The 22,653-nt window shown below is 64.9% G+C and carries 23 protein-coding genes; 14 read left to right on the plus strand and 9 right to left on the minus strand.

All coding sequences use genetic code 11. The annotated features are described in order from the left end of the window. Positions 1-216: 216 nt before the first annotated feature. Genes B7X49_RS12115 through B7X49_RS12125 form a run of 3 tightly spaced genes read right to left on the minus strand, consistent with a single transcriptional unit; the run spans position 217 to position 4,126 of the window. Positions 217-915: a class I SAM-dependent methyltransferase gene (locus tag B7X49_RS12115; RefSeq protein ID WP_286704265.1), complete on the minus strand. Its 699-nt coding sequence runs from the start codon at positions 913-915 to the stop codon at positions 217-219. Position 916: 1 nt separating this feature from the next. Next, on the minus strand, positions 917-2,275 hold the full coding sequence (locus B7X49_RS12120; RefSeq protein WP_286704266.1) for an AarF/ABC1/UbiB kinase family protein: 1,359 nt from the start codon (positions 2,273-2,275) through the stop codon (positions 917-919). 6 nt (positions 2,276-2,281) lie between these two features. Beyond that, positions 2,282-4,126 (minus strand): M3 family oligoendopeptidase, encoded by a 1,845-nt coding sequence (locus B7X49_RS12125; protein ID WP_286704267.1) that lies wholly within the window; start codon positions 4,124-4,126, stop codon positions 2,282-2,284. Between the two features lie 110 nt (positions 4,127-4,236). On the opposite strand from B7X49_RS12125, the gene B7X49_RS12130 reads away from it, so the two are divergent. Continuing rightward, positions 4,237-5,049, plus strand: a complete 813-nt coding sequence (locus B7X49_RS12130; protein WP_286704268.1) for a 23S rRNA (adenine(2030)-N(6))-methyltransferase RlmJ — start codon at positions 4,237-4,239, stop codon at positions 5,047-5,049. Further along, positions 5,042-6,007: an NAD(P)H-dependent glycerol-3-phosphate dehydrogenase gene (locus B7X49_RS12135; RefSeq protein ID WP_286704269.1), complete on the plus strand. Its 966-nt coding sequence runs from the start codon at positions 5,042-5,044 to the stop codon at positions 6,005-6,007. Before B7X49_RS12130 ends, B7X49_RS12135 begins: the two co-directional genes overlap by 8 nt. A gap of 5 nt (positions 6,008-6,012) precedes the next feature. Here the strand turns inward: B7X49_RS12135 and B7X49_RS12140 are convergent, their stop codons facing one another. Together B7X49_RS12140 and B7X49_RS12145 are read right to left on the minus strand one after the other, a co-directional pair. Continuing rightward, complete coding sequence (locus B7X49_RS12140) at positions 6,013-6,714, minus strand: haloacid dehalogenase type II (protein ID WP_286704281.1); 702 nt, start codon at positions 6,712-6,714, stop codon at positions 6,013-6,015. A gap of 8 nt (positions 6,715-6,722) precedes the next feature. Next, entirely contained in the window at positions 6,723-6,911 is a 189-nt protein-coding gene (locus B7X49_RS12145; protein ID WP_029312976.1) for a twin transmembrane helix small protein, read from the minus strand. 80 nt (positions 6,912-6,991) lie between these two features. On the opposite strand from B7X49_RS12145, the gene B7X49_RS12150 reads away from it, so the two are divergent. Beyond that, positions 6,992-9,373, plus strand: coding sequence for a mechanosensitive ion channel family protein (locus B7X49_RS12150; RefSeq protein ID WP_286704270.1), 2,382 nt, complete (start codon positions 6,992-6,994; stop codon positions 9,371-9,373). 53 nt (positions 9,374-9,426) lie between these two features. Next, positions 9,427-10,152, plus strand: a complete 726-nt coding sequence (locus B7X49_RS12155) for a 2OG-Fe dioxygenase family protein (RefSeq protein WP_286704271.1) — start codon at positions 9,427-9,429, stop codon at positions 10,150-10,152. Positions 10,153-10,411: 259 nt separating this feature from the next. On the opposite strand, the gene B7X49_RS12160 is transcribed toward B7X49_RS12155, so the two are convergent. After that, positions 10,412-11,413, minus strand: coding sequence for a cysteine synthase A (locus B7X49_RS12160; protein ID WP_029314427.1), 1,002 nt, complete (start codon positions 11,411-11,413; stop codon positions 10,412-10,414). Positions 11,414-11,503: 90 nt separating this feature from the next. Here B7X49_RS12160 and B7X49_RS12165 point away from each other — a divergent pair, with 90 nt between their 5' ends. From B7X49_RS12165 to radC, 4 genes are all read left to right on the plus strand, one after another. Beyond that, the gene (locus B7X49_RS12165) at positions 11,504-11,914 is read left to right on the plus strand and encodes a rhodanese-like domain-containing protein (protein ID WP_029314428.1); all 411 of its coding nucleotides are present in this window, start codon (positions 11,504-11,506) and stop codon (positions 11,912-11,914) included. A 372-nt stretch (positions 11,915-12,286) separates the two neighbouring features. Then, positions 12,287-13,498, plus strand: coding sequence for an MFS transporter (locus B7X49_RS12170; RefSeq protein WP_286704272.1), 1,212 nt, complete (start codon positions 12,287-12,289; stop codon positions 13,496-13,498). Positions 13,499-13,535: 37 nt separating this feature from the next. After that, positions 13,536-14,330, plus strand: coding sequence for a type I methionyl aminopeptidase (gene map / locus B7X49_RS12175; protein WP_286704273.1), 795 nt, complete (start codon positions 13,536-13,538; stop codon positions 14,328-14,330). Between the two features lie 82 nt (positions 14,331-14,412). Continuing rightward, positions 14,413-15,126 carry a DNA repair protein RadC gene (gene radC / locus B7X49_RS12180; RefSeq protein WP_286704282.1) on the plus strand — a complete coding sequence of 238 codons (714 nt, stop codon included), beginning with the start codon at positions 14,413-14,415 and terminating at the stop codon, positions 15,124-15,126. 11 nt (positions 15,127-15,137) lie between these two features. Here radC and B7X49_RS12185 read toward each other — a convergent pair whose 3' ends face one another. Then, on the minus strand, positions 15,138-15,857 hold the full coding sequence (locus B7X49_RS12185) for a methyltransferase domain-containing protein (RefSeq protein WP_408735597.1): 720 nt from the start codon (positions 15,855-15,857) through the stop codon (positions 15,138-15,140). 57 nt (positions 15,858-15,914) lie between these two features. Between B7X49_RS12185 and B7X49_RS12190 the strand changes: the two genes are divergently transcribed. Genes B7X49_RS12190 through B7X49_RS12210 form a run of 5 tightly spaced genes read left to right on the plus strand, consistent with a single transcriptional unit; the run spans position 15,915 to position 18,587 of the window. Beyond that, positions 15,915-16,640, plus strand: coding sequence for a ComF family protein (locus B7X49_RS12190; protein WP_286704275.1), 726 nt, complete (start codon positions 15,915-15,917; stop codon positions 16,638-16,640). Positions 16,641-16,682: 42 nt separating this feature from the next. Beyond that, positions 16,683-16,946, plus strand: coding sequence for a glutaredoxin 3 (gene grxC, locus B7X49_RS12195; protein ID WP_029314023.1), 264 nt, complete (start codon positions 16,683-16,685; stop codon positions 16,944-16,946). Positions 16,947-16,950: 4 nt separating this feature from the next. Further along, positions 16,951-17,430 carry a DUF1178 family protein gene (locus B7X49_RS12200; RefSeq protein ID WP_286704276.1) on the plus strand — a complete coding sequence of 160 codons (480 nt, stop codon included), beginning with the start codon at positions 16,951-16,953 and terminating at the stop codon, positions 17,428-17,430. A gap of 1 nt (position 17,431) precedes the next feature. After that, positions 17,432-17,965, plus strand: a complete 534-nt coding sequence (locus B7X49_RS12205; protein WP_286704277.1) for a gamma carbonic anhydrase family protein — start codon at positions 17,432-17,434, stop codon at positions 17,963-17,965. A gap of 46 nt (positions 17,966-18,011) precedes the next feature. Further along, a complete protein-coding gene (locus tag B7X49_RS12210) occupies positions 18,012-18,587 on the plus strand; it encodes a hypothetical protein (protein WP_286704278.1) in 576 nt (191 codons plus the stop codon). 139 nt (positions 18,588-18,726) lie between these two features. On the opposite strand, the gene B7X49_RS12215 is transcribed toward B7X49_RS12210, so the two are convergent. After that, on the minus strand, positions 18,727-20,127 hold the full coding sequence (locus B7X49_RS12215; RefSeq protein ID WP_286704279.1) for a short-chain fatty acyl-CoA regulator family protein: 1,401 nt from the start codon (positions 20,125-20,127) through the stop codon (positions 18,727-18,729). Positions 20,128-20,390: 263 nt separating this feature from the next. On the opposite strand from B7X49_RS12215, the gene aceA reads away from it, so the two are divergent. Then, a complete protein-coding gene (gene aceA, locus B7X49_RS12220) occupies positions 20,391-21,776 on the plus strand; it encodes an isocitrate lyase (RefSeq protein WP_029314029.1) in 1,386 nt (461 codons plus the stop codon). 301 nt (positions 21,777-22,077) lie between these two features. Here aceA and B7X49_RS12225 read toward each other — a convergent pair whose 3' ends face one another. Then, positions 22,078-22,443 (minus strand): hypothetical protein, encoded by a 366-nt coding sequence (locus B7X49_RS12225; protein ID WP_286839540.1) that lies wholly within the window; start codon positions 22,441-22,443, stop codon positions 22,078-22,080. Between the last annotated feature and the right edge of the window lie 210 nt (positions 22,444-22,653).

Consider the following 22,653-nt stretch of genomic DNA (forward strand, 5'->3'; position numbering starts at 1 on the left):
GCGGCGCCGAGGCGCCAACCTATGCCCAGCTTTATTCGGGAGCATGGGTCCACCCCACATGTAGTGGGTGTCTGACTTAACCGGATAGGCACGCATCATTCCTTGCGTTGCCAGCCGCGCGCCGCCCGTGGCGCCAAGCCTGACCGGGACAGCGCAATCAAAGCGCAGATCGGGCACCACGGCAATGCCGCGCGATCGATGCGAACCGCGCCGGCCTCACCCCATCACGACCGCGACATGCCCCTTCTCACCGGCATAGCCGCAATACCGATACGTCCGGCCGGTCTCGGCACAGAACTCCTGAAACGCCTTGTATTCATGCTGCCGCCAGCCCGGATAATTGAAATACTCATCGAACACGATCACCGTTCCCGGCACGATTCGCGGCCCCAGCAGCGCGAAAATCGTTTTCGTCGAGGAATAAATATCGCAATCGACGTGCAACAGCGAAATCGTCGCATCCGACCCTGCCAGAAATTGCGGAATCGTCGCATCGAACCAGCCGATATGCAGTTGCACATTGCCCGGCACCTTGGGTGGTGCCCCCTGCCGGTCGAACGTGCCGCGCGGCGCCGCCGTGCCGGACCAATCATCAGGCAGGCCCTGGAAACTATCGAACCCGTGCACCACGCGTTGCGTCGCATTGGCAAGGCACGTGATCGACAACCCCTTCTCCACGCCGAATTCCAGCACCAGCCCTTCGGCCGGTGCCCGTGCCAGTGCGAACCGCAACAATTCGAACCGGTCACGCAACATCATCGCCGCCTGCATGTGCTCGATGATATAGGCCACCGCTTCACGTTTCGCATGCAGCCGCACATCGAACGCAATATCGTTCAAATACCACGAGTGCAGTATCTTGCGATACGCCCGCGCCATCAGCCCACTGCGCAGGCCCCGTTGCAGCACAGCCATGTCAGAGCGGCTTCGGCACGCCGGCCGTGGCCAGCGCTTCAACCTGGCGCGCATCGAGCGAGGCCTCGTCGAAATCGGCGACGGTCTCATGGAACAATTGCTGCCAGTTGAGTTCCGCCCTCAGCCGCAGGAACACGCTGCCCAGCCCGATCGCCGAACGATCCATCAGCACGAACTCGCGCGGCGGTCGCACACCGCCGGTGCGCTTGAGCCCCTCATGCACCCGCTCGGCCACGCTGCGGCCATAGGTGACATCGTTGGTTTCCTGAATCGGTCGCACACGGTCCTGCATCAGCGGCTCATAGAGGAAGCGGGCCCAATCGTTCAAGACGTCGAGCTTCTCCTTGGTGATGTCGGTGAAACCCCAAATCTTGTAGGCATGATACGCGTGCTCGTCATCGTTGTTGCGAATCGCATCGAACAATTCGATCACCCCCGCCACGAAATTCGAGCGAAACACCCGGATCGCGCCGAAATCGAGCAGATTGATCCCACCCGCCGGATTGACCTGATAATTGCCGAGATGCGGATCACCATGGATCACGCCGAACCGGTAGAACGGCACATACCACGCCCGGAACAGCGCCTTGGCGATCCGGTTGCGGCTCTCCTGATCGGGGTCGGTATCGAGCCACGCCTGCATGCCCGTGCCGGTCAGCCAGTTCATCGTCAGCAGCCGCTTGGTCGAAAATTCCGGGATCGGCGTCGGAATCACAACGTCGGGCTGCCCTTCGAGCATCACGGTATACAGCCGCGTCTGCGCCGCCTCGCGCTGATAATCGAGTTCCTCGCGCAACCGCGTCGCCAGCTCGACATAAATATCGTCCTGATGGATCGCGTTATCCATCCGTTTGTAAACCGCCATCGCCAGCTTCAACTGCCGCAGATCGGCTTCTACCGTGCTCGGCATGTCCGGATATTGCAGCTTGCACGCAACATCCTGACCATCCAGCAAGGTCGCCCGGTGCACCTGCCCCAGGCTCGCCGCCGCCGCCGCCTCGCGGCCAAACGACTTGAACTTGCTCTCCCAGTCCGGCCCCAGCTCGGCCGCCATCCGCCGGCGCACGAACACCCAGCCCATCGCCGGCGCATTGGCCTGCAACTGCGCCAGCTCCTTGGCATATTCCTCGGGCAGCGCATCGGGAATCGTCGTGAGAATCTGCGCCACTTTCATCATCGGCCCCTTCAGGCCACCGAGAATGGTCTTCAGATCCTCGGCATGGCGCGACCGATCGGTCTTGATGCCGAACATCCGCTCGCCGGCAACCCGCGCCGCAATGCCCGAAACCGCGCCGGACGTGCGCGCGAATCGCTTGAACTCACCGAACAACGTCCCACCCTGATCCGCTTCGTTGACCATTCTGTCTCAATCTTCCAGTTCATCGATAAATCCGGCAATCACATCGAGCCCGCGCTGCCAGAACGCCGGATCGGCAGCATCGATGCCGAACGGCGCCAGCAACGCGCCATGAAGCTCGGTGCCGCCCGCCCGCAGCAGCGCGGTATAGCGCTCCACGAAATCCTCGCCACGCCCCACCGCCAGCTCATCGCGGTAGACGCCGTACAACGCATTCACCAGACAATCGCCGAACGCATAGGCATACACATAGAACGGCGAGTGAATGAAATGCGGCACATAGGCCCAGAACATCCGGTACTCGTCAGTAAAGTTGAAGGCGGGGCCAAGGCTTTCACGCTGCACATCCAGCCAGATCTGCCCGATCTCCTCGGCCAGCAGCTCACCTGCCCGGCGCCGGTCGTGCAACCGTTGCTCGAATGTGAAAAACGCGATCTGACGCACCACCGTGTTCAGCATGTCCTCAATCTTGCGCGCCAGCATCAGCCGCCGCCGTCCCTTGTCGGTCTCGGCATCGAGCAGGCTGCGAAACGTCAGCATCTCGCCGAACACGCTGGCGGTTTCAGCCAGCGTCAGCGGCGTGCGCGCCATCAAATAACCCTGCCCCGCCGCCAGCGTCTGATGAATCCCGTGGCCCAGCTCATGCGCCAGCGTCATCACATCGCGCGCCCGGCCATGATAATTCAGCAGAATATACGGATGCACATCCGGCACCGTCGGGTGGGCGAACGCACCGCCGGATTTACCCGGGCGCGGCACCGCATCGATCCACGGATGATCGAAAAACCGCTGCCCAATCTCCGCCAGTTCAGGGCTGAACCGCCGATACGCCGCCAGCACATGCGCCTCGGCCTCACCCCAGCCGATCGCCGGATCATCATCGCCCGGCAGCGGCGCGTTGCGATCCCAATGCTCCAACCGATCGAGCCCAAGCCAGCGCGCCTTCATCGCGTAATACCGGTGCGACAGCCGCGGATACGACCGCCGGACCGCCTCGACCAACGCCGTCACTTCCTCATCCGCGACGCGGTTCGACCGGTTGCGCGCCGAAACCGGTGTCGCGTAATGCCGCCAGCCATCCTCGATCGCCTTGTCCTTGGCCAGCGTGTTGGTGATCAACGTGAACAGCTTGGCGTTCTGGTGCAGCGTCGCCCCGATCGCGCGGCCCGCCGCCTCCCGCATCGCCCGATCGGCGTCAGACAACCGGTTGAGCGCAGCGCTGAAACTCAGCTCTTCGCCCGCCATCCGCACCCGGAGTGCCGCAATCGTCTCATCGAACAGGCGCGCCCAGGCCGAATGACCGGTCACGTCCTTGTCGTGCAGCAATTTTTCCAGATCATCGCCAAGTTGATGCGCCCGCAGCACCCGCAGGTCGCGCAGCCACGGCGCATACCGGGCGAGTGCCGCATCCGCGAGCAAAACCTCGAACGCCGCATCCTCGATCCGGTTCAGCTCGAGCGGGAAAAACAGCAGCGGCGCCGCAACATCGCTCGCCCGCTCGGTCACCGATTGATAGAACTGCCCGGATGCGGCGAGCGTCGCATCGGCGCTGAAATTCAACTGCGCGAAGGCGTGCAGCCGGGCCAACCGCTGCTCGATCGCCTCGTAGCGCGCAATCGCGCAGGCCAGCGCCACACCATCGAGCAGCGCGACCCGATCCTTGAACGCGGCGTGAAACGCCGCACTCTGGCGTTCCAACTGCGCGAAATCCTCACCGATCGCAGGGTCCGCGGTGCCGAAATACAGATCGGTCAGATTCCATTCCGGCGGAGCGCCCCGCTGAGGCCCGGTGACGAACGGCTCGAACGGTCCCGCCAGGTCATCAGGTTCGGCCAGCGGCCTCGGCCTTGTCATGCATCTCTCCTTGCCCTCATCAAATAGGCCGGAATGTCGCAACGTCAAATGACGATCGCGGGCGATCGGTCTGGCGCGCGCCCCCACCTGTGTCTATCAGATCGCTCATAATGAACTACCGACACGCCTATCATGCCGGCAACCCGGCCGATTGCGTCAAGCACGCGCTGCTCGTGCTGCTGCTGCGCGCGCTCACCGCCAAACCCAAACCCCTGTTCGTGCTCGACACCCATGCCGGCATTGGTGCCTACGACCTCACGGCTATCGAAGCCGGCAAAACCGGCGAATGGCGCGCCGGCATCGGCCGCCTGCGGCAAACAACCCCCCCCGCCCTGGCCGATTTCATGGCACTCACCGGCACCGCTGAGCACTATCCCGGCTCCCCCGCCCTCGCCCGCGCCCTGCTCCGCCCGCAGGATCGTCTCGCGCTGTGCGAACTCCACCCCGATGACGCCACCACGCTGAAACGCCGCTTCGCCCGCGATCCGCAAGTGCACATCCATCGGCGCGATGGTTACGAGGCACTGACCGCCCTGCTGCCGCCGCCCGAACGCCGCGCGCTGGTGCTGATCGACCCGCCGTTCGAAAAAACCGATGAATTCGAAACCCTGGCCGCCGCCCTGCAAGCCGCCCACCGCAAATTCCCGACCGGCGTCTACGCCGCCTGGTACCCGGTCAAGCACCGCGCCCCGGTGCGCGATTTCATCGCCGACATCCAGGCGCGTGGCATCGCGGATATCATCACCTGCGAGATCCTGTTCCGCGAACCGCTCGACCCCGCCAGGCTGAACGGCTGCGGCGTGCTGATCGTCAATCCGCCCTACAACTTCGAAGCCACCGCCGCCCCGGTGCTCGAAGCCCTGTGCGCAACCCTCGCCGAACCGGACGGCGCCAGCCGCATCACCCGCCTCGCCGATGCCTGACACCACCGACCTCTCGATCATCGGCACCGGCGCCTGGGGCACCGCCCTCGCCGTGCTCTACGCCCAACAAGGCCGGCGCGTCGCCCTGATCGCCCGCACGCCGGACCGCGCCGTCCGCCTCGCCGACACACGCCACAACACCAACCTGCCCGGCATCACCCTGCCGGACACCCTGATCATCACCGCCGAACCCCGATCCGCGCCGATCACCCTGCTCTGCCCGCCGTTCCAGCACCTGCGCGCCACCCTCGCCCGCCTGCCGGACAACGGTGGCGCCCTGATCCTCTGCTGCAAGGGCGTCGAGCGCGACACTTCCTTGCTCGGCCCCGAAATCGCCGCCCAATGCCACCACAATCGCCCGATCGGCCTGCTCACCGGCCCGAATTTCGCCCATGAAATCGCCGCCGGCCTGCCCGCCGCCGCCGTCCTCGCCATGGCGGACACCCGAGCCCGCCGCGCCCTGATCGCCGCCCTGGCAACCCCGCAGCTCCGCCTCTATGGCAGTCAAGACATCACCGGCGCAGCCCTCGGCGGTGCGGCGAAAAACGTCATCGCCCTCGCTGCCGGCGCGGTCATCGGCGCCGGCCTCGGTGAAAACGCCCGCGCGGCCCTCATCACCCGCGGCCTCGCCGAAATCGCCCGCCTCGCCGTCGCCCTCGGCGGCGCGGCCGAAACCATCGCCGGCCTCGCCGGCCTGGGTGATCTGATCCTGACCGCCACGGGCGGCGCCAGCCGCAACTACCGCGCCGGCCTCGCGCTCGGCCGTGGCGATCCGCCCGATCTCACAGCCGGCGTCGTCGAAGGCATCGCCACCGCCCCGGCCCTGCTCGCCCGCGCCACAGCCGCAGGCTGCGACATGCCGATCACCGCCGCCCTGACCGATTTGCTGGCCCAGCGCACCAGCCTTGCCGATTGCATCGCCCGCCTGATGCGCCGCGACCTGCGCGACGAAACCTGAACCGCTCAGCCGCCCAGCGCCTCCGCCAGCGCCCCCACGGAATCGACCACGATATCCCACGCCCCGGACGCCCGCGCCCGATCACCGGTTGCCGCGCCAAACTCGGCCGGCCGGCTGATGAACGCGGTCCGCAGCCCGAAACTCGCCGCCGCCGCCAGATCATCATTGTGCGCTGCCGCCAGCATCACATCATCCGGCGCCAATCCCAGAAAATCGCACGCACCCAAATAAACCTCGGCATCCGGCTTGTAATGACGGAACATGTCCGAACCGAACGTCACGTCCCAGGGAAACCCGTTGCGCCTCGCCAATGCCACCTGCAACGCCAGATGACCGTTCGACAACGGCCCGATCACCGCGACATCCTTCAGCCGCCGCAGCCCCGTCGTCACATCCGGCCACGCCGCCAGCCGATGCCACAGCCGGACCAGTTGCTCACAATCATCGTCATCCAGCGGCCCGATCCCATGCCGCCGGGTAATCTCCATCAACGCATCACGATGCAGATCATCGAGCAGCGTCCACGGCACCACCCCCCGGCGCACCCGGTCCATCGAGGGTCGATACGCCCGCCGCCAGCTATCCGCGATCTCCGGCCAATCCGCCACGATCCCGCGTGACGCGCCGAACGCCGAAAGCCCGGCAATCACGCTGCCCCGCCAATCGACCAGCGTGCCGAACACATCGAACAGCACCGCCCGCGGCATCGCCACGCTCAGCGCCCGTACAGAATAAGCACCACGACCAGCGCCACCGCGACCGCCTGCAGCCCCACCCGCCAGCGCATCAGCCGGTTCTGCCGGCGCGGATCAGCACCGGTGGTCATGCCGACCGCACCGGTCAGCAACACCGCGACCACGGCAATCATGTCGAGCCCGAGCAGAATGATCAGAAAATCGCGCATGACTCTTTTATAGGGTGCAATCCGCACCAGCGGTAGAGGCCGCGGTTGACATCACCGCCCCGCTCGCTTTCACAGGGGCCATGCGCGTCGCCCCTCCGCTTCTCATCCTCGCCCTGCTCTGCACCATCCTGCTCGCCGCCGCACCACCCGTGCAGGCCGCCGGTAACCCCCTGGCCGCCTTCACCGCCAAAACCACCGCCAAAACCACCACACCACCCACCACACCGCCCGCCACGCTCGATGCCGCGCAGATCGACGCCGCCATCACCACCCTGAACAACCCCGCCGAGCGCAACGCCCTGATCGCCACGCTCGAGGCAATGAAACATCCCGCCACCAAATCCACCCCCACAACAACCACCCCGACGACATCGCCCAACACCGGCATCGGCTTCGTCCAGGAAGCCGAAACCAAGGCCCGCCTGATCCTCGGCGACGTCGGCAGCGCCCTGAAAGCCGCGACCGACGTCCGCCTCGTCTGGCACTGGATGGTCTTCGTCGCGACCGACACCTGGCTCCGCCAGACCGTGATCCACGCGGTGACAAGACTGGCGATGGTCCTCGCCACCGCGCTTGCCGGCGAATATCTCGTCATCTACCTGCTCCGCCGCCCCCGCGCCGCCATCCTGCGCCGCGCCGCCCGCCTGCGCGACAGCCGCCACGCCGAAGACGAAGCCGGCCTCGCCGCCGCCGAAGCCGGCGAGAGCGAAAAACGCCCCCGCCGCCGCTCGCTCCGCCGCTGGTTCCGCCGCCTGCCCCTCGCCATCGCGCATGTCCTGCTCGCCCTCGCCCCCATCCTGATCTTCGCCCTGATCGGCTTCTTGTGGCTCACCGGCAGCCTCGCCAACGAACGCGTCGCCAAACTCGTCGTCATCGCCGTGCTGAACGCCTACCTCGCCTGCCGCCTCACGCTCGAGGTCGCGCGCTTCCTGCTCGCCCCCGGCCTGCGCGACATCAGGTTGATCCGCACGACCGACCGCCGGGCCGAATGGCTGGTCAACTGGCTGCGCCGGATCATCGCCGTCATCGCCTTCGGCTACGCCGCCATCGCAACCGGCGGCCTGTTCGGCCTCTATCACGCCGCCAGCCAGGTCCTGATCAAGCTCGTCTCTTTGATCGTGCACATCATGGCCGCCATCATGGTGCTGCAAGCCCGCAGACCCGTGGCAGCGATCATCCGCGGCGACCGCCATGCCGACCACACCCGCAGCGGCGTCATCACCGCGGCCCGCGCCGGGCTCGCCCGCTCCTGGCACATCCTCGCCCTGTTCTATATCATCGCGCTGTGGATCGCGTGGGCAATCGGCGTGCCACATGCCTTCTTCATCATGCTGCGCATCGTGCTGGTGTTCGCCATCATCGCCGCCCTCGCCCGCAGCATCGCGGCCTGGATGGCGCACGGCCTCGAATCCGCGTTCGACGACGAAGTTACCTGGCGCACCCAATACCCCAGCCTGTTCACCCGCCTGCGGCTCTATGTGCCCATCGTCAAACTGGTCATCAGCATCGTGCTCGGAACCCTCGCGATCCTGGTGATCCTGCAACTCTGGGGCATCGGCGTCCTCGCCTGGTTCACCGTCACCCGCATCGGCCAGCGCATCGTCGCCGCCACCATCACCATCGGCCTCGCCGCCCTGATCGGCCTGATCGCATGGGAAACCATCAACGCTGGCCTCGAAGCCCAGGCCGAACGGCTGGTGCAACAAGGTCGCCCCGGCCGCGCCGCCCGCTACCGCACCCTGCTGCCCATGCTGCGAAGCACCCTGCTGGTGATCATCCTGATCATCGTCGCCCTGGTCGTCCTCAGCGCGATCGGCGTCAACGTCACCCTGCTGCTCGGCGGCCTGTCGATCTTCGGTCTCGCCATCGGCTTCGGCTCGCAAAAACTGGTGCAGGACATCATCACCGGCCTGTTCCTCCTGCTCGAAGACGCGATGCAGGTCGGCGACTGGGTCACCCTCGGCGGCATTTCAGGCACGGTCGAAAAATTATCGATCCGCACCATCCGGCTCCGCGGCGGCGATGGCTCCCTGAACATCATCCCGTTCAGCTCCGTCACCACCGTCACCAATTCCTCGCGCGACTTCGGCTACGCGCCCATCAACATCGGCGTCGGCTACGGCGAAAATATCGACCGCGTTCAAACCGTCATCACCGAAGTCTTCGAAACCATGCGCGCCGAACCCGCCTGGGCCGCCCAGATCAGCAACGACCTCGAACTCTGGGGGCTCGATCAGTTCGGCGCCTCCTCGATCAACATCGTCGGCCGCATCAAAACCCCGGCCGGCAAACAATACGGCGTCCGCCGCGAATTCAACCGGCGCATCAAAATCCGGTTCGACGCCGAAGGCATCGAACTGCCCTACAACTACCAGAAAATCACAATCGACCCCGCCGAATTCCGCGCTGCCTTCGGCACCCCCAAAACCTCACCACCCGCCCCAACCCCAGGGAATAGCTGAGGTCGCCTCCAGCCCAGTTTAATCCACCGCCGAATCTGCTAAATAAAACCGTCATGGACGCGATCAACCAACGCCACCGCCTCGGCGATCACCTGCACACCAACGGATTCGCCTTCCTCGAAGGCCCCGCATTCGACGCCATGCTGCCCCCCGAAGCCATCGCCCCCACCGCATGGAACAGCTTCGCCACCAGCTGGGACGGCATGCCGATCGATACCTACATGGCCGACGGTGGCCGCTACCGCCGCCGCCGCTTCGCCACCTTCACCGCCACACCAGGCGATATCATCCGCCGCGCCCCCCACCAGCCCCACTACCAAACCCGCGACTACAACACCCTCAACGGCGGCATCGAACGCTGGTTCGAACCGATCGACCCCGCCATCGCCGATGGACTAAGCTTCCAGGCCCTGCTCGAATTCACCCGCTCCCTCTTCGAACAACACGCCGGCACAGCACCCTGGCACATCGAAGCCCACCAGTTCCGCATCGAAACCGGCCCCCACGGCGCCGGCCAGCCCACCCCGGAAGGCATGCACCGCGACGGCGTCGACTTCGTGCTCGTCCTCATGGTCCAACGCACCAATATCGAACAAGGCACCACCACTATCCACGACCTCAACGGCACCACCCTCGGCAACTTCACCCTCACCCACCCCCGCGACGCCGCCCTCGTCGATGACCGCCGCGTCTTCCACGGCGTCACCCCCGTCATCCCCATCAACCCCACCACCCAAGCCCACCGCGACGTCCTGGTCCTGACCTACCGTAAGGTGTGAGATCGGCCCCTCGGTGGGAGCGCGTGAAGCAAGGAAGGCCAGGGGCTCTGCCCCTGGACCCCGTTAAAGGCGGAGCCTTTAAAATCCATTAGTTTTAGGCAAGGGAAGGGCGACACCGGCCAGATCGACGGAAAATCCGAGGCAGCGCCCTCCCCTTGCCTAAAACTAGCGGGTTCTAAGGGCTGAGCCCTTAGCGGGGGTCCAGGGGGCAGAGCCCCCTGGCCTTCTTCCCTCAAACGCCCCTACCAGGGGGCCGATTTCACACCATCCACGGCGGGGCGGGCAGGTTTTTGCTGGCGAGGAATGTGGGGTTGAACAGTTTGGACTGGTAGCGTGCGGCGCCGTCGCACAGGATGGTCACGATGGTATGGCCGGGGCCGAGGTCGCGTGCGACCGCGATGGCGGCGGCGACGTTGATACCCGCCGATCCACCGATCGAGAGTCCTTCGTGGATCATCAGGTCGAACACTTGTTCGAGCATCGCGGTATCATGGACCCGCACCGCGTCATCGATCGGCGCGCCGGCCAGATTGGCGGTAACGCGCCCTTGCCCGATCCCTTCGCTGATCGATGATCCGCTGGAGGTGAGCTGCCCGGTTTTCACCCAGTCATACAGCGCGCTGCCATCGGGATCGGCCAGCACGATCCGCACATCCGGCTTGTGCGCCTTCAGCGCCATGCCCACCCCGGCCAGCGTGCCGCCGGTGCCGCAGGCGCAGGTGAACGCATCGATCACCCCGCCGGTCTGCCGCCAGATCTCCGCCCCGGTGGTCAGCCGGTGCCCCTCGCGGTTGTCGGTATTGTCGAACTGATTGGCCCAGAACGCGCCGGTCTCCTCGGCAATCCGCTGCGACACACGCACGTAATTGCCCGGGTCCTTATACGGTTTCGCCGGCACCAGCCGCAGATCCGCACCGATCATCCGCAGAAAATCGATCTTCTCCTGGCTCTGGGTCTCCGGCATCACAATCACGGCCCGATAGCCCCGCGCATTCGCCACCAGCGTCAACCCGATCCCGGTATTGCCCGCCGTCCCCTCCACAATCGTGCCACCCGGCTTGAGCGCGCCCGAAGCCTCCGCCGCATCGATCATCGCCAGCGCCGCCCGGTCCTTCACCGAACCACCCGGATTCATGAACTCCGCCTTGCCCAGAATCGTGCACCCCGTCGCCGCCGAGGCAAGCCGCAACTTGATCAACGGCGTGCCGCCAATCGCGCCGGTCAGCCCATCGGCGAGGTGCGAATTCGGTGCTATCGTCATGCCATGGTCCCTATAGATCATATTTCTGGAATGGATTGCCCAAACCGGCCAAATCGAACAAACTTCAAGCCTTATCTAATGGAGGAAACCATGATTGACGATGTCGCGCCAAAACAGGTCTGGGAAGCGCTCATGACCCACCCCGACGCTGTCCTCATCGACGTCCGCACCACCGCCGAATGGAACTTCGTCGGCATGCCCGACCTGTCCCAAACCGGCAAACATACCATCCCCATCCAATGGCAGGTGTTCCCCACCATGCAACCCAACCCCCTCTTCCTCGATCAGGTCAAAGACGCCGGCCTCACCGAACAACACCACATCTACTTCATCTGCCGCACCGGCGGCCGCAGCATGGCCGCCGCCGATACCGCCCGCCACGCCGGCTTCAAACACGTCTATAACGTCAAAGATGGCTTCGAAGGCCCCCACGATCAACGCGGCCACCGCGGCCACGTCGCCGGCTGGAAACACGACGGCCTGCCCTGGACCCAAAAATAAGCCCGATGCTTGGTGGGGCGGCGCTGGGAGCAAGCAAGGCGGGGGGCTTTGCCCCCTCGACCCCCACTAAGGGCTTAGCCCTTAGAACCCGCTAGTTTTAGGTAAGGGGAGGGCGACACAGGCCAGATCAGCGGAACCACCGAGGCAGCGCCCTCCCCTTACCTAAAACTAATGGATTTTAAAGGCTCCGCCTTTAACGGGGTCCAGGGGCAGAGCCCCTGGCCTTACTTTCTTTCAAGCACCACCCCACCAGCCCTCAAGCCGATTTTCGTGCCCAGGCCAGGGCCGTGTGGTTCCATCGGCGATGGGGTGGGGGCTGGTTTGCGTTGGGGTCTCTGGAGGGTGGGGCATGGAACCTGTCATGACGGTCGCATGAGCGAGACTGGTGGATATATCGAGCGTGGCAGTGCTGCGTTCCGGCGGACCAATCTGGCGATGTTCGCGGCCGGGTTTGCGACGTTTGCGTTGATGTATTCGGTGCAGCCGTTGTTGCCGGTGTTTGCGCGGGATTTTGTCGTGAGTCCGATGGTGGCGAGTCTGGCGTTGTCGTTGACCACGTTCACTTTGGCGGGTTCGTTGTTGATTGCGAGTGCCTTGTCGGAGGTCTGGGGCCGCAAGCGGATGATGGCGGGCTCGATTCTGGGTGCGGCGGTGCTGACGATGGTTTCGGCGGCGATTCCGCACTGGGGTGGATTTTTACTGATGCGTGCGGCGATCGGTGTGGTGCTGTCGGGCCTGCCGGCGGTGGCGATGGGATATCTGGCGGAGGAGATCCATCCGCGTTCGGTTGGTCTGGCGATGGGTTTGTTTGTCGGCGGCAGCGGGTTCGGCGGCATGGCGGGCCGGTTGCTGACGGGGATCTTGGCAGATGCGTTGGGCTGGCGTTGGGCGATCGTCGGCATCGGCGCGATCGGTCTGGTTTCGGGCGTGATTTTCGTGATCCGTCTGCCGCCATCGCGGCATTTCGAGCGTCGCAGTCTCGCGATCGGTTCGTTGCTGCGCAGTTATCGGGCGCATCTGGCCGATCCGGCGCTGCGGCTGTTGTATGCCGAGGGATTCCTGATCATGGGCGGCTTCGTGACGGTGTATAATTACATCACTTTCCGCCTGCTGGCGCCGCCGTTCAGCCTGTCGCAGACCAGTGTCGGGTTCATTTTCGCGGTCTATCTGGTCGGGGTGGCGAGTTCGGCGTGGATGGGCCATCTGGCCAGCCGGTTCGGCCGGGCGCGGATGCTACCGGCGGGCATCGCGATCGAATTGCTTGGCGCGCTGCTGACCTTGTCGGGTTCGGTGCCGGTGATCGTGCTCGGCATTGCGTTGGTGACGTTCGGATTTTTCGCGAGCCATTCGGTCGCGAGTTCCTGGGTCGGCGCGCAGGCGCGCGGCGCGCGGGCGCAGGCGGCGGCGCTCTATCTGTTCCTATATTATCTGGGATCGAGCGTTGCGGGCTCGATCGGCGGCTATGCGTGGAGTTTCGCGGGCTGGGGCGGCGTGGTCGGCATGATCGTGATCCTGCTGGTCACGGGTCTTGCATTGGCGCGGCGTCTGGCGACCTTGCCTTTCCGCGCGGCGGAGATCATTTAGTACCAATGCCGAATATGTCACAAATGGAGCCGGTCTGATGGACGGCGGAACCGAACAGCGCCACATCACCCTGCACACGCCGGCCGATTTCGCGCCGATGCGCGCCGCCGGCGCCCTGGCCGCCGCCGTGCTCGACATGGTGGGTGCTCATGTCCGCCCCGGCATCACCACCGGCGAGATCGACACGATCTGCCACGACTACATCATCGCCCATGGCGCGATCCCGGCGCCGCTGAATTATCGCGGCTTCCCGAAATCGACCTGCATCTCAATCAACCACGTCGTCTGCCACGGCATTCCGGGCGATCGGGTGTTGATGGACGGCGATGCCCTGAACATCGACATCACCGTGATCCTGGATGGCTGGCACGGCGATTCCAGCCGCATGTATGTCGCCGGCACCGGCTCGACCAAGGTGCGCCGCCTGATCGATGTCACCTATGAATCCCTCCTGCGCGGCATCGCCCAGGCGAAACCGGGCAATCATTTCGGCGATATCGGCCACGCGATCCAGACCTATGTCGAAGCCCAGCGCTTCACCGTGGTGCGCGATTTCTGCGGCCACGGCATCGGCCGGCAATTCCACGAACCGCCCAACGTGCTGCATTTCGGCCGCCGGGGCGATGGCCCGCTGCTCAAGCCCGGCATGTTCTTCACGATCGAGCCGATGGTCAACGCCGGCCGCCCCGAGGTCAAGATCCTCGATGACGGCTGGACAGCGGTCACCCGCGACCGCAGCCTGTCCGCGCAGTTCGAACACATGATCGGCATCACCGAAACCGGGTGCGAGGTCTTCACACTGGCCGCTGGCGAGCATATCGCGCGGACCTGATCCGCTTTCCAAACGCGTGCCGATATGACAATCTCTGATTGTGTCAAAATGCCAAAACACCCACGGGTTGTCAGAGCCGGTCCTGCCGTTCGCGGCCCCGGCGGACGAATGCGAAACCAGTGATGCCCATGGTGCCGCCGGCCATCGCGCCCGGCTGCGCGCCCGGCTGCTGAAGGCCGGGCCGGACTCCCTGGCCGACCACGAAGTGCTTGAAATGATGCTGTTTCTCGCTTTGCCACGGCGCGACACCAAACCGATCGCGCGTGCCCTGGTCGCCCGGTTCGGCTCCTACGCGCAGGCGATCGCCGCACCGGTCGCGGATTTACTCGCGGTCGAGGGGCTCGGCGAATCCGGTGCCGCCGCGCTGAAAATCGTCCAGGCCGCCGCCCTGCGCCTGGTCAAAGCCGAGGTGATCTACCGCCCCATCCTCAACCATTGGGACCGGCTGATCGAATACCTCACCGCCGTGCTCGCGCGCGAGCGGGTGGAACAGGCGCGCGTCCTGTTCCTCGATCATCGCAACCGCCTGATCGCCGATGAAGTCCAGAGCCAGGGCACCATCAACCACACGCCGATCTACCCGCGCGAACTGGTCAAGCGCGCGCTCGAACACCATGCCACAGCGATCATCCTGGTCCACAACCACCCGAGCGGCGACCCCACCCCCTCGCAGACCGACATCGCGATGACCCGTGAAATCAAGCAGGCTGCGACCACGCTCTCGATCGTGCTGCACGACCATGTGATCATCGGCAACGGCAAATGGGTCAGCTTGAAGCGGCTGGGCCTGCTATGAGCCCCACCCGGTCAGCACCGCCATATCCAGCCGCACCACCAACCGCCCGTCCATCGCCACATCCGGCGCGCGCGCGCGACCGTCGCATTGGTCTCGCCCGCATCGCGCAAATCCCGCAGCAGCGCGAGCGGATCGGCGTAATCGAAATCGATCGTCTCGCGCTCGGCAATCGGCAGCGCGAACCCGGCCCGCTGCAACAACCCCGCGCAATCGGCGAGTTCCGGAAACGGCGAGACGCGCGGCGCCGCCCCGCCGGTGAGCGCCGCCTCCGCCTCGATCAGCGCGGCGCGCAGGCCGCCCAGCGTGCCGAGCAGCGGCATGCTCGCCAGAAACAACCCATCCGGCTTCAAACTACGGCGGATCTGCACCAGCGCGCCCGGCAGATCATTGACCCAGTGCAGCGACAGATGCGCAACGATCAAATCGAAACACGCGGCGCCGAACGGCAGAAACTCCTCATCCGCCACCACATCGCCATGCCCCGCCGCCACCATGCGGGGCGACAGATCGGTCGCCACCACCGCGATCCCGCGCGCCGCCAGCAGCGGCGTCACCGCCCCGCGCCCGCCGATATCCAGCGCGCGCGCAAACACCCGCCCGGTATCATCCAGCCGATCGAGCAGCCGTGAAGCCAGATCATCGAGCACCGGCCGCACCCGCCCAAGCCGCGCCGCCGCCCGATCACGATGCGCCGCCACCGCCGCCCGGTCGAAAATCACCATCTCGCTCATGCCGACCCTTGTGGCGCAGCCCAACCCCCAGGCAAACCCCCACGCAAACCCCGCGCCATGCTGAAATCCCTCGCCCGCGCCACGCTCGACCTGATCCTGCCGGCCCAATGCCTCGCCTGCACCGAACCCGCTGGTGGCGCAGGGCAGCTATGCGCCGAATGCTTCGCCGATACCGCCTTCCTCACCCCGCCGCTCTGCAGCCATTGCGGCCTGAAACTCACCGAACCGGCGCCGCTCTGCACCGCGTGCGACTGGGACCCGCCGGTCTTCCGCGCCGCCCGCGCCGCGCTGCGCTACGGCCCCGCCGCCAAACGCCTGATCCTGCCGTTCAAATACGCCGACCGTCCAGAAGCCGCCCGCGGCCTCGCCCGCCTACTGCTCCAGCCCGGCGCCGAACTACTGGCCCGCGCCGACCTGCTGGTTCCCGTCCCCCTGCACAAGCACCGCCTCGCCGCGCGCGGCTACAACCAGGCCGGCGAACTCGCCCGCGCCCTCGCCAGGCTCACCGGCAAACCGCTCCTGATCGACGCCCTCATCCGCACCCGCGCCACGCGCCCCCTCGCCGAGCTCGACCAGCACGACCGCGCCATCGCCCTGCACGGCGCCATCGCCATCCGCCCCGGCCGCGCCGGCGCGCTGCACGGCCGCACCATCCTGCTGATCGACGATGTCCTCACCTCCGGCGCCACCGCCTCATCCTGCGCCGGCGTGCTCTACCAGGCCGGTGCCGCCGCGGTCGACGTGCTCGCCCTCGCCCGCGTTTCCGACGATGCGGACACCTGATTCCACTTGCACTCACATCACGCGCGCGTATGTGATCATCCCATGAGCAAGATCGAAATCTACACCCAGATGTTCTGCCCCTATTGCAGCCGCGCCGTGAAACTGCTGCGCGACAAGGGCGTCACCTTCACCGAAATCGACGCCCCGCACGGCTCCGCCGCCCGCCGCGACGCCACCGCCCGCTCGAACGGCGGCACCACCATGCCGCAAATCTTCATCGACGACCGGTCGATCGGCGGCTGCGACCAACTCATGGCGCTCGACCGTGCCGGCCAGCTCGACCCGCTGCTGGTCCCGTCCGGCTGATCCAATGATCCACTACCAGTTGCAATGCGCAACCGGCCATGAATTCGATGGCTGGTTCAAAAGCAGCGCCAGTTTCGACCGTCAGGCCGCCCGCCACCTGCTGGAATGCCCGACCTGCGGCACCAACGCCGTCGAACGCGCCATCATGGCCCCGCGCATCGGCGGCAAATCCCGCGCGCCAGATCCAACACCACCAAACCCAACCCCACCCGCCGCAGACCCGCCACCCACCCCGCCAGCCACCGCCATCGCCGGCCCGATGCCCGCCGAAATGCGCGCCCTGCTCGCCCGCGTCCGCCGCGAAGTCGAAGCCCGCTGCGACTACGTCGGCCCCGCATTCGCCGCCGAAGCCCGCCGCATCCACGACGGCGAAGCCGAACCCCGCGGCATCTACGGCGAAGCGACCGAGGCCGAGGCCGACTCCCTCGCCGATGACGGCATCACCATCGGCCGCATCCCCTGGGTGCCCCTGGCGGACAGCTGACATGACCCCCTCCCGCTTCACGCTCGACGGCATCAGCCCCAACATCCACCCTGAAGCCTGGGTCGCCCCCGGCGCCGTCCTGATCGGCGCCGTCACCCTCGCCGCCCACGCCAACATCTGGTTCAACTGCACCCTGCGCGCCGACAACAACACCATCACCATCGGCGAACGCACCAACATCCAGGACGGCACCATCATCCACGTCAACGCCGGCGCCGCCTTCGCCGCGCGCATCGGCGCGGATGTCACGGTCGGCCACGCCGCCATCATCCACGCCTGCACCCTGCACGACCGCGCCTTCGTCGGCATGGGTGCCATCGTGCTCGATGGTGCGATCATCGAACCCGGCGGCATGCTCGCCGCCCATTCCACCCTGACCCCCGGCAAACGAATCGGCCCCGATGAATTATGGATGGGCTCGCCCGCCCGCCTGGTCCGCGTGATGGATGCCGCCGAACAAGCCCTTCGCGCCGCCACCGCCCCGCACTACGTCGCCCTCGCCGCCCGCTACCGGCGCGGCCTCCAGCCTTCGTGATCCTCCCCAACCTCGAAACACCCCCATATCCGAGCCGGAGGATCACATGCGCCACCTGCTGCTCGCCTCGATCATAACGCTCGCCCTCGCCGGCTGCGCGCTCGAAACACCCGCGCCCGCCACCGGCAGGCTGCCCGCCGACACCTTCGCCACCAGCATCATCGGCGAAGATCCCGCAATCGCCGCAACCAACGCCGCCACCTATGCCTTCGCCCACCCCGAGGCGATGATCGGCCACCCCGCCCGCATGGCCATCGCCATCGCCTCGCTCGATGCCATGGCCGGCCAGTTCGCCACCGGCGCCCGCTGGGCCGGCATGAACACCCTCGCCAAACAGGAAATGCTCCAAGCCCGCTCCCGCGTCCGCCGCATCCTCGGCATCGCCCCCGGCACCGCCTCGCAAACCGTGATCGACGCGCTGGTCGGCGCCGCCCAACAACTCCGGCGTAACAACCGCCCCGGCGCGCTCACCGCCCTCGCCAGCCCTGGCTTCACCCGCCCGCCCGCCGATACCCTCGCGCTACTGGGCCATTTCCCCGCCGTGCCGCTGGCCAACCATGCCACCAGCTTTGCCAGCCAATACCTCTACCCTGGTGGCGGGACGTTTCCGAATTTTAAGTAGAAGGGAAGGCAAGAAGACTTCTTTTTGTGAACAAAAAGAAGCAAAAAAACTTTATGAGTCTAGTCCGTGCTGGTGAAACCGGCACAGACCCAAATTAAAAAAAGTTTTTTGCTTCTTTTTTACAAAAAAGAAGTCTTCCTTACTTCTTTCCCACCGCCTCAAACCGATAAGGCGAAGCACTCGTCGTCGAAACATCCAGCGTCAACCGATGCGCCAGCGGCGGAAACGCGCGTGACCGGCACTCCGGCCGATCACACAACCGGCACGACAGCCCGATCCCCACCGCCGCCCGCTCGATATCGATCCCGTCGGCATAAACGAAATCCCCCGCGCGGTTGATCTCGCACCCCATCGCCACCACCCGCGTCGCCGGCGGCTCACCCCAATGCGCCGGCGCCGCCACAATGGTCCGCGCGAAACACAAATACGTCGCCCCATCCGGCAATTGCGCCACCTGCACCCGCACGCTGCCCGGCGCCGCAAACGCCGAATACACCACCCAGCGCGGGCAATTCCCACCGAACCGCGCGAACGGAAACCCCGCCGCCGAAAACCGCTTCGAAACATTCCCCGCCGGATCGACCCGCAGAAAAAACAGCGGCACCCCCCGCGCCCCGTTCCGCTGCAACGTCGAAAGCCGATGGCACGCCTGCTCGAACGACACCCCGAACCGCATCGCCAGATGCTCGACATCGTGCCGCAACCCCAGCGCGGCCTCCAGAAACGGCGCATACGGCATCAACACCGCACCCGCGAAATAATTGATCAACCCGATCCGCAGCAACTCCCCCGCATCGCGCGTCGTCAACGCCGCCCGCTTCACGATCGGCTCGATCAAATCGCGCGCCTCCAGCAACCCGAGCTGAAACGCCATCTGAAACCCCCGGCTCTCCCGCGGCAACGTCTCCGACAGGCGCAGATGCCGCGCCGCCGGATCATAAATCCGCAACGCCCCCGGCAAGGGTGCCACCGAAACCACCAACCCATGCTTGTGCCGCAACCGCTCCGCCAACGCGTGGTTCATCCCCAGCGTCGCCGCCGGCAACTCCGCCCCCATCGCCTCGGCGGCATCCTCCAATTCGGGGAAAAAATTGGCGTGCTCATGGAAAAAATCCCGCACCTCCTCGTTCGGCAACAGAATCTTCCGCCCCGACGGCAGCGTGATCGCCCCGGTCTCCTCGCGCACCGCCTGAAACGCCCGATACAACCCCAAAACCGCCTGCGCCGCCGCCGGCGCCGACCCCGCCAGCAATTGCGCATCCGCATCCGGCACCGGATCGATCCCCAACAGCGGGTCGGCAAACGCCTCGCGCAACGCCTGCTCGATCTGCCGCTCCCCCGACCCCGAAAGTGCCGCCAGATCAACCTGCAAAATCTCGGTCAGCTTGATCAGCAGCGTCGCCGTCACGCCCCGCTGATCATGCTCGATCAGGTTGAGATACGACGTCGAAATCCCCAGCCGCTCCGCCAATTTCTGCTGCGTCATCCCCTGCTCCATGCGCAGGCGACGCACGATCCGACCGATCAACGGGTTAGCCACTTCACACACCTCGAATCCGGAGAAAAACTTAACACGATTTACACATTGTAAAACTTTACAGTCAATATCGCCACTGGTTTCGATATTTCATACCAAATACCCCCGTGACTTTCGCGCTTGCAGCGTAAATAATCCACACATGGCGAACACGCCGGCCTAGCAACAAACCACCAACGTCCGAAACGCAGACAAAGCCAACCCCAATTCCGCACGGCACCCAACATCGCACGGCATCCAACCTCGCACGGCACCAGGAGACCACCATGTCCAACCTCACCACCCCGACCCACGCCCCCGAAGGCCTCCCCGGCGGCCTCGCCGTCGCCCCGGACCGTTTCGCCGGCATCCAGCGCGACTACACACCGGCCGATGTCGAAAAACTCTCCGGCAATTTCCGCATCCGCCACACCCTCGCGGAAATGGGCGCAACCCGCCTCTGGAATCTCCTGAAAAACGAAAACTACGTCAACACGCTCGGTGCCCTCACCGGCAACCAGGCCATGCAGCAGGTCAAGGCCGGCCTCAAAGCCATCTACCTCTCCGGCTGGCAGGTCGCGGCGGACGCCAACAATTCCGGCGAAATGTACCCCGACCAATCGCTCTACCCGGTCAACTCGGTGCCCCAGGTGGTCAAGCGCATCAACGCCACGCTGCGCCGCGCCGACCAGATTTCCCGCATGGAAGGCGACACCAGCACCTACTGGATGGCCCCGATCATCGCCGATGCCGAAGCCGGCTTCGGCGGCGCGCTCAACGCCTACGAACTCATGAAAGCCATGATCGAAGCCGGCGCCGCCGGCGTCCATTTCGAAGATCAGCTCGCGTCCGAAAAAAAATGCGGCCATCTCGGCGGCAAAGTCCTGGTGCCGATCAGCCAGCACATCCGCACCCTCAACGCCGCCCGCCTCGCCGCCGACGTCGAAGGTGTGTCCACCGTGCTGCTCTGCCGCACCGACAGCCACGCCGCCCAACTCCTCACCGCCGACGTCGATGAGCGCGACCGCCCCTTCATCACCGGCGAACGCACGCCCGAAGGCTTCTACCGCATCAAGCCCGGCCTCGGCGTCGAATACGCCATCGCCCGCAGCCTGGCCTACGCGCCCTACGCCGACCTCCTCTGGTGGGAAACCTCCGAACCCAACCTCGATGAGGCCCGCCAGTTCGCCGAAGCCATCCACAAGCAATTCCCCGGCAAGATGCTCGCCTATAATTGCTCGCCGAGCTTCAACTGGAAAAAGAAACTGAGCCCCGAAAAAATCGCGACCTTCCAGCAGGAAATCGCAGCCATGGGCTACAAATTCCAGTTCGTCACCCTGGCCGGCTTCCATTCGCTGAACTACTCGATGTTCCAACTCGCCAAAGGCTACGCCGAACGCGGCATGGCCGCCTACTCGGAACTCCAGCAGGCCGAATTCGCCGCCGAACCCCAGGGCTACACCGCAACCCGCCACCAGCGCGAAGTCGGCACCTCCTATTTCGACGCCGTCGCCGTCGCCGTCTCCGCCGGCAAAGCCTCCACCACCGCCATGGCCGGCAGCACCGAAACCGAACAATTCCACGATCAGGACGACCAGCCCGGCCACAACCACGACCACGACGACGGCCTGGTCCACCACCACAGCTGGGCGGTCAGCTCCCCCGACCGCTAAGCCCCGCTCAAATTACCAGTCCCCGCGATGCCGGCATGGTGCCGGCATCCGTTCCGTCGACTAGCCCCGGACGCCAGCCGTCCGGGGCATTTTTTTACCCCCGCGCCAACGGTCGTGTTTCTGAAAAGGCAAGGCAAGCACTTCTTTTTTTGCAAAAAAAGAAGCAAAAAAACTCTTATTACCTAAGCCCCTGCGCGCCAATCCGCTGGCCACTCAACAACCGTAGGGCGGAAACGCGAAGCGTAATCCGCGTTCGCCGGTTCCAATATGCCGCTGCTTGCTGAACAAACCCACGCCAAACTCATTCAAATTCAGAGAGCGCATGTTTTAAAACCGTTACAGCTTCCATGTCTCCAAACTTCACGAGTACACGTGCGGGCACAACGATTCGGACGCCATCCGGCGTCACGATCAAACGTCCATCCGGCGTTACGATTTGTTGTTCGTCCTGATTTTGGGAATCGACCTCGATTTTAGTACTAGCCAAGCTGCTCGATACCCTAGCATGTTTCGTAAAGCTAACAATATCGTGCAACATCATAAGAGCCGAATTGTTTGACTCAACACATAGTTCATACGCTCGACGTTTACTGTCGGGTTTGTAAGTTTTTTCTTTCCAATCTAGCAAACAATATATGCTGAAAACCGCGTTGATAGCGTGATCCATCGCCGATTTAGAGTCGAACTGTCTTTGTGCTAATTCTAGGCGCTTAATCTCATTCCCCGCCTTTTCTCTCAGATTAGCGAAAGTGAACATCAAGCCCGTGACATGTTTATCACGTGCCTATCCGGTTAAGTCAGACACCCACTACATGTGGGGTGGACCCATGCTCCCGAATAAAGCTGGGCATAGGTTGGCGCCTCGGCGCCGCCCGCG

This window comes from Acidiphilium sp. 34-64-41, from assembly GCF_002282635.1.
Classification (GTDB): Bacteria; Pseudomonadota; Alphaproteobacteria; order Acetobacterales; family Acetobacteraceae; genus Acidiphilium; species Acidiphilium rubrum.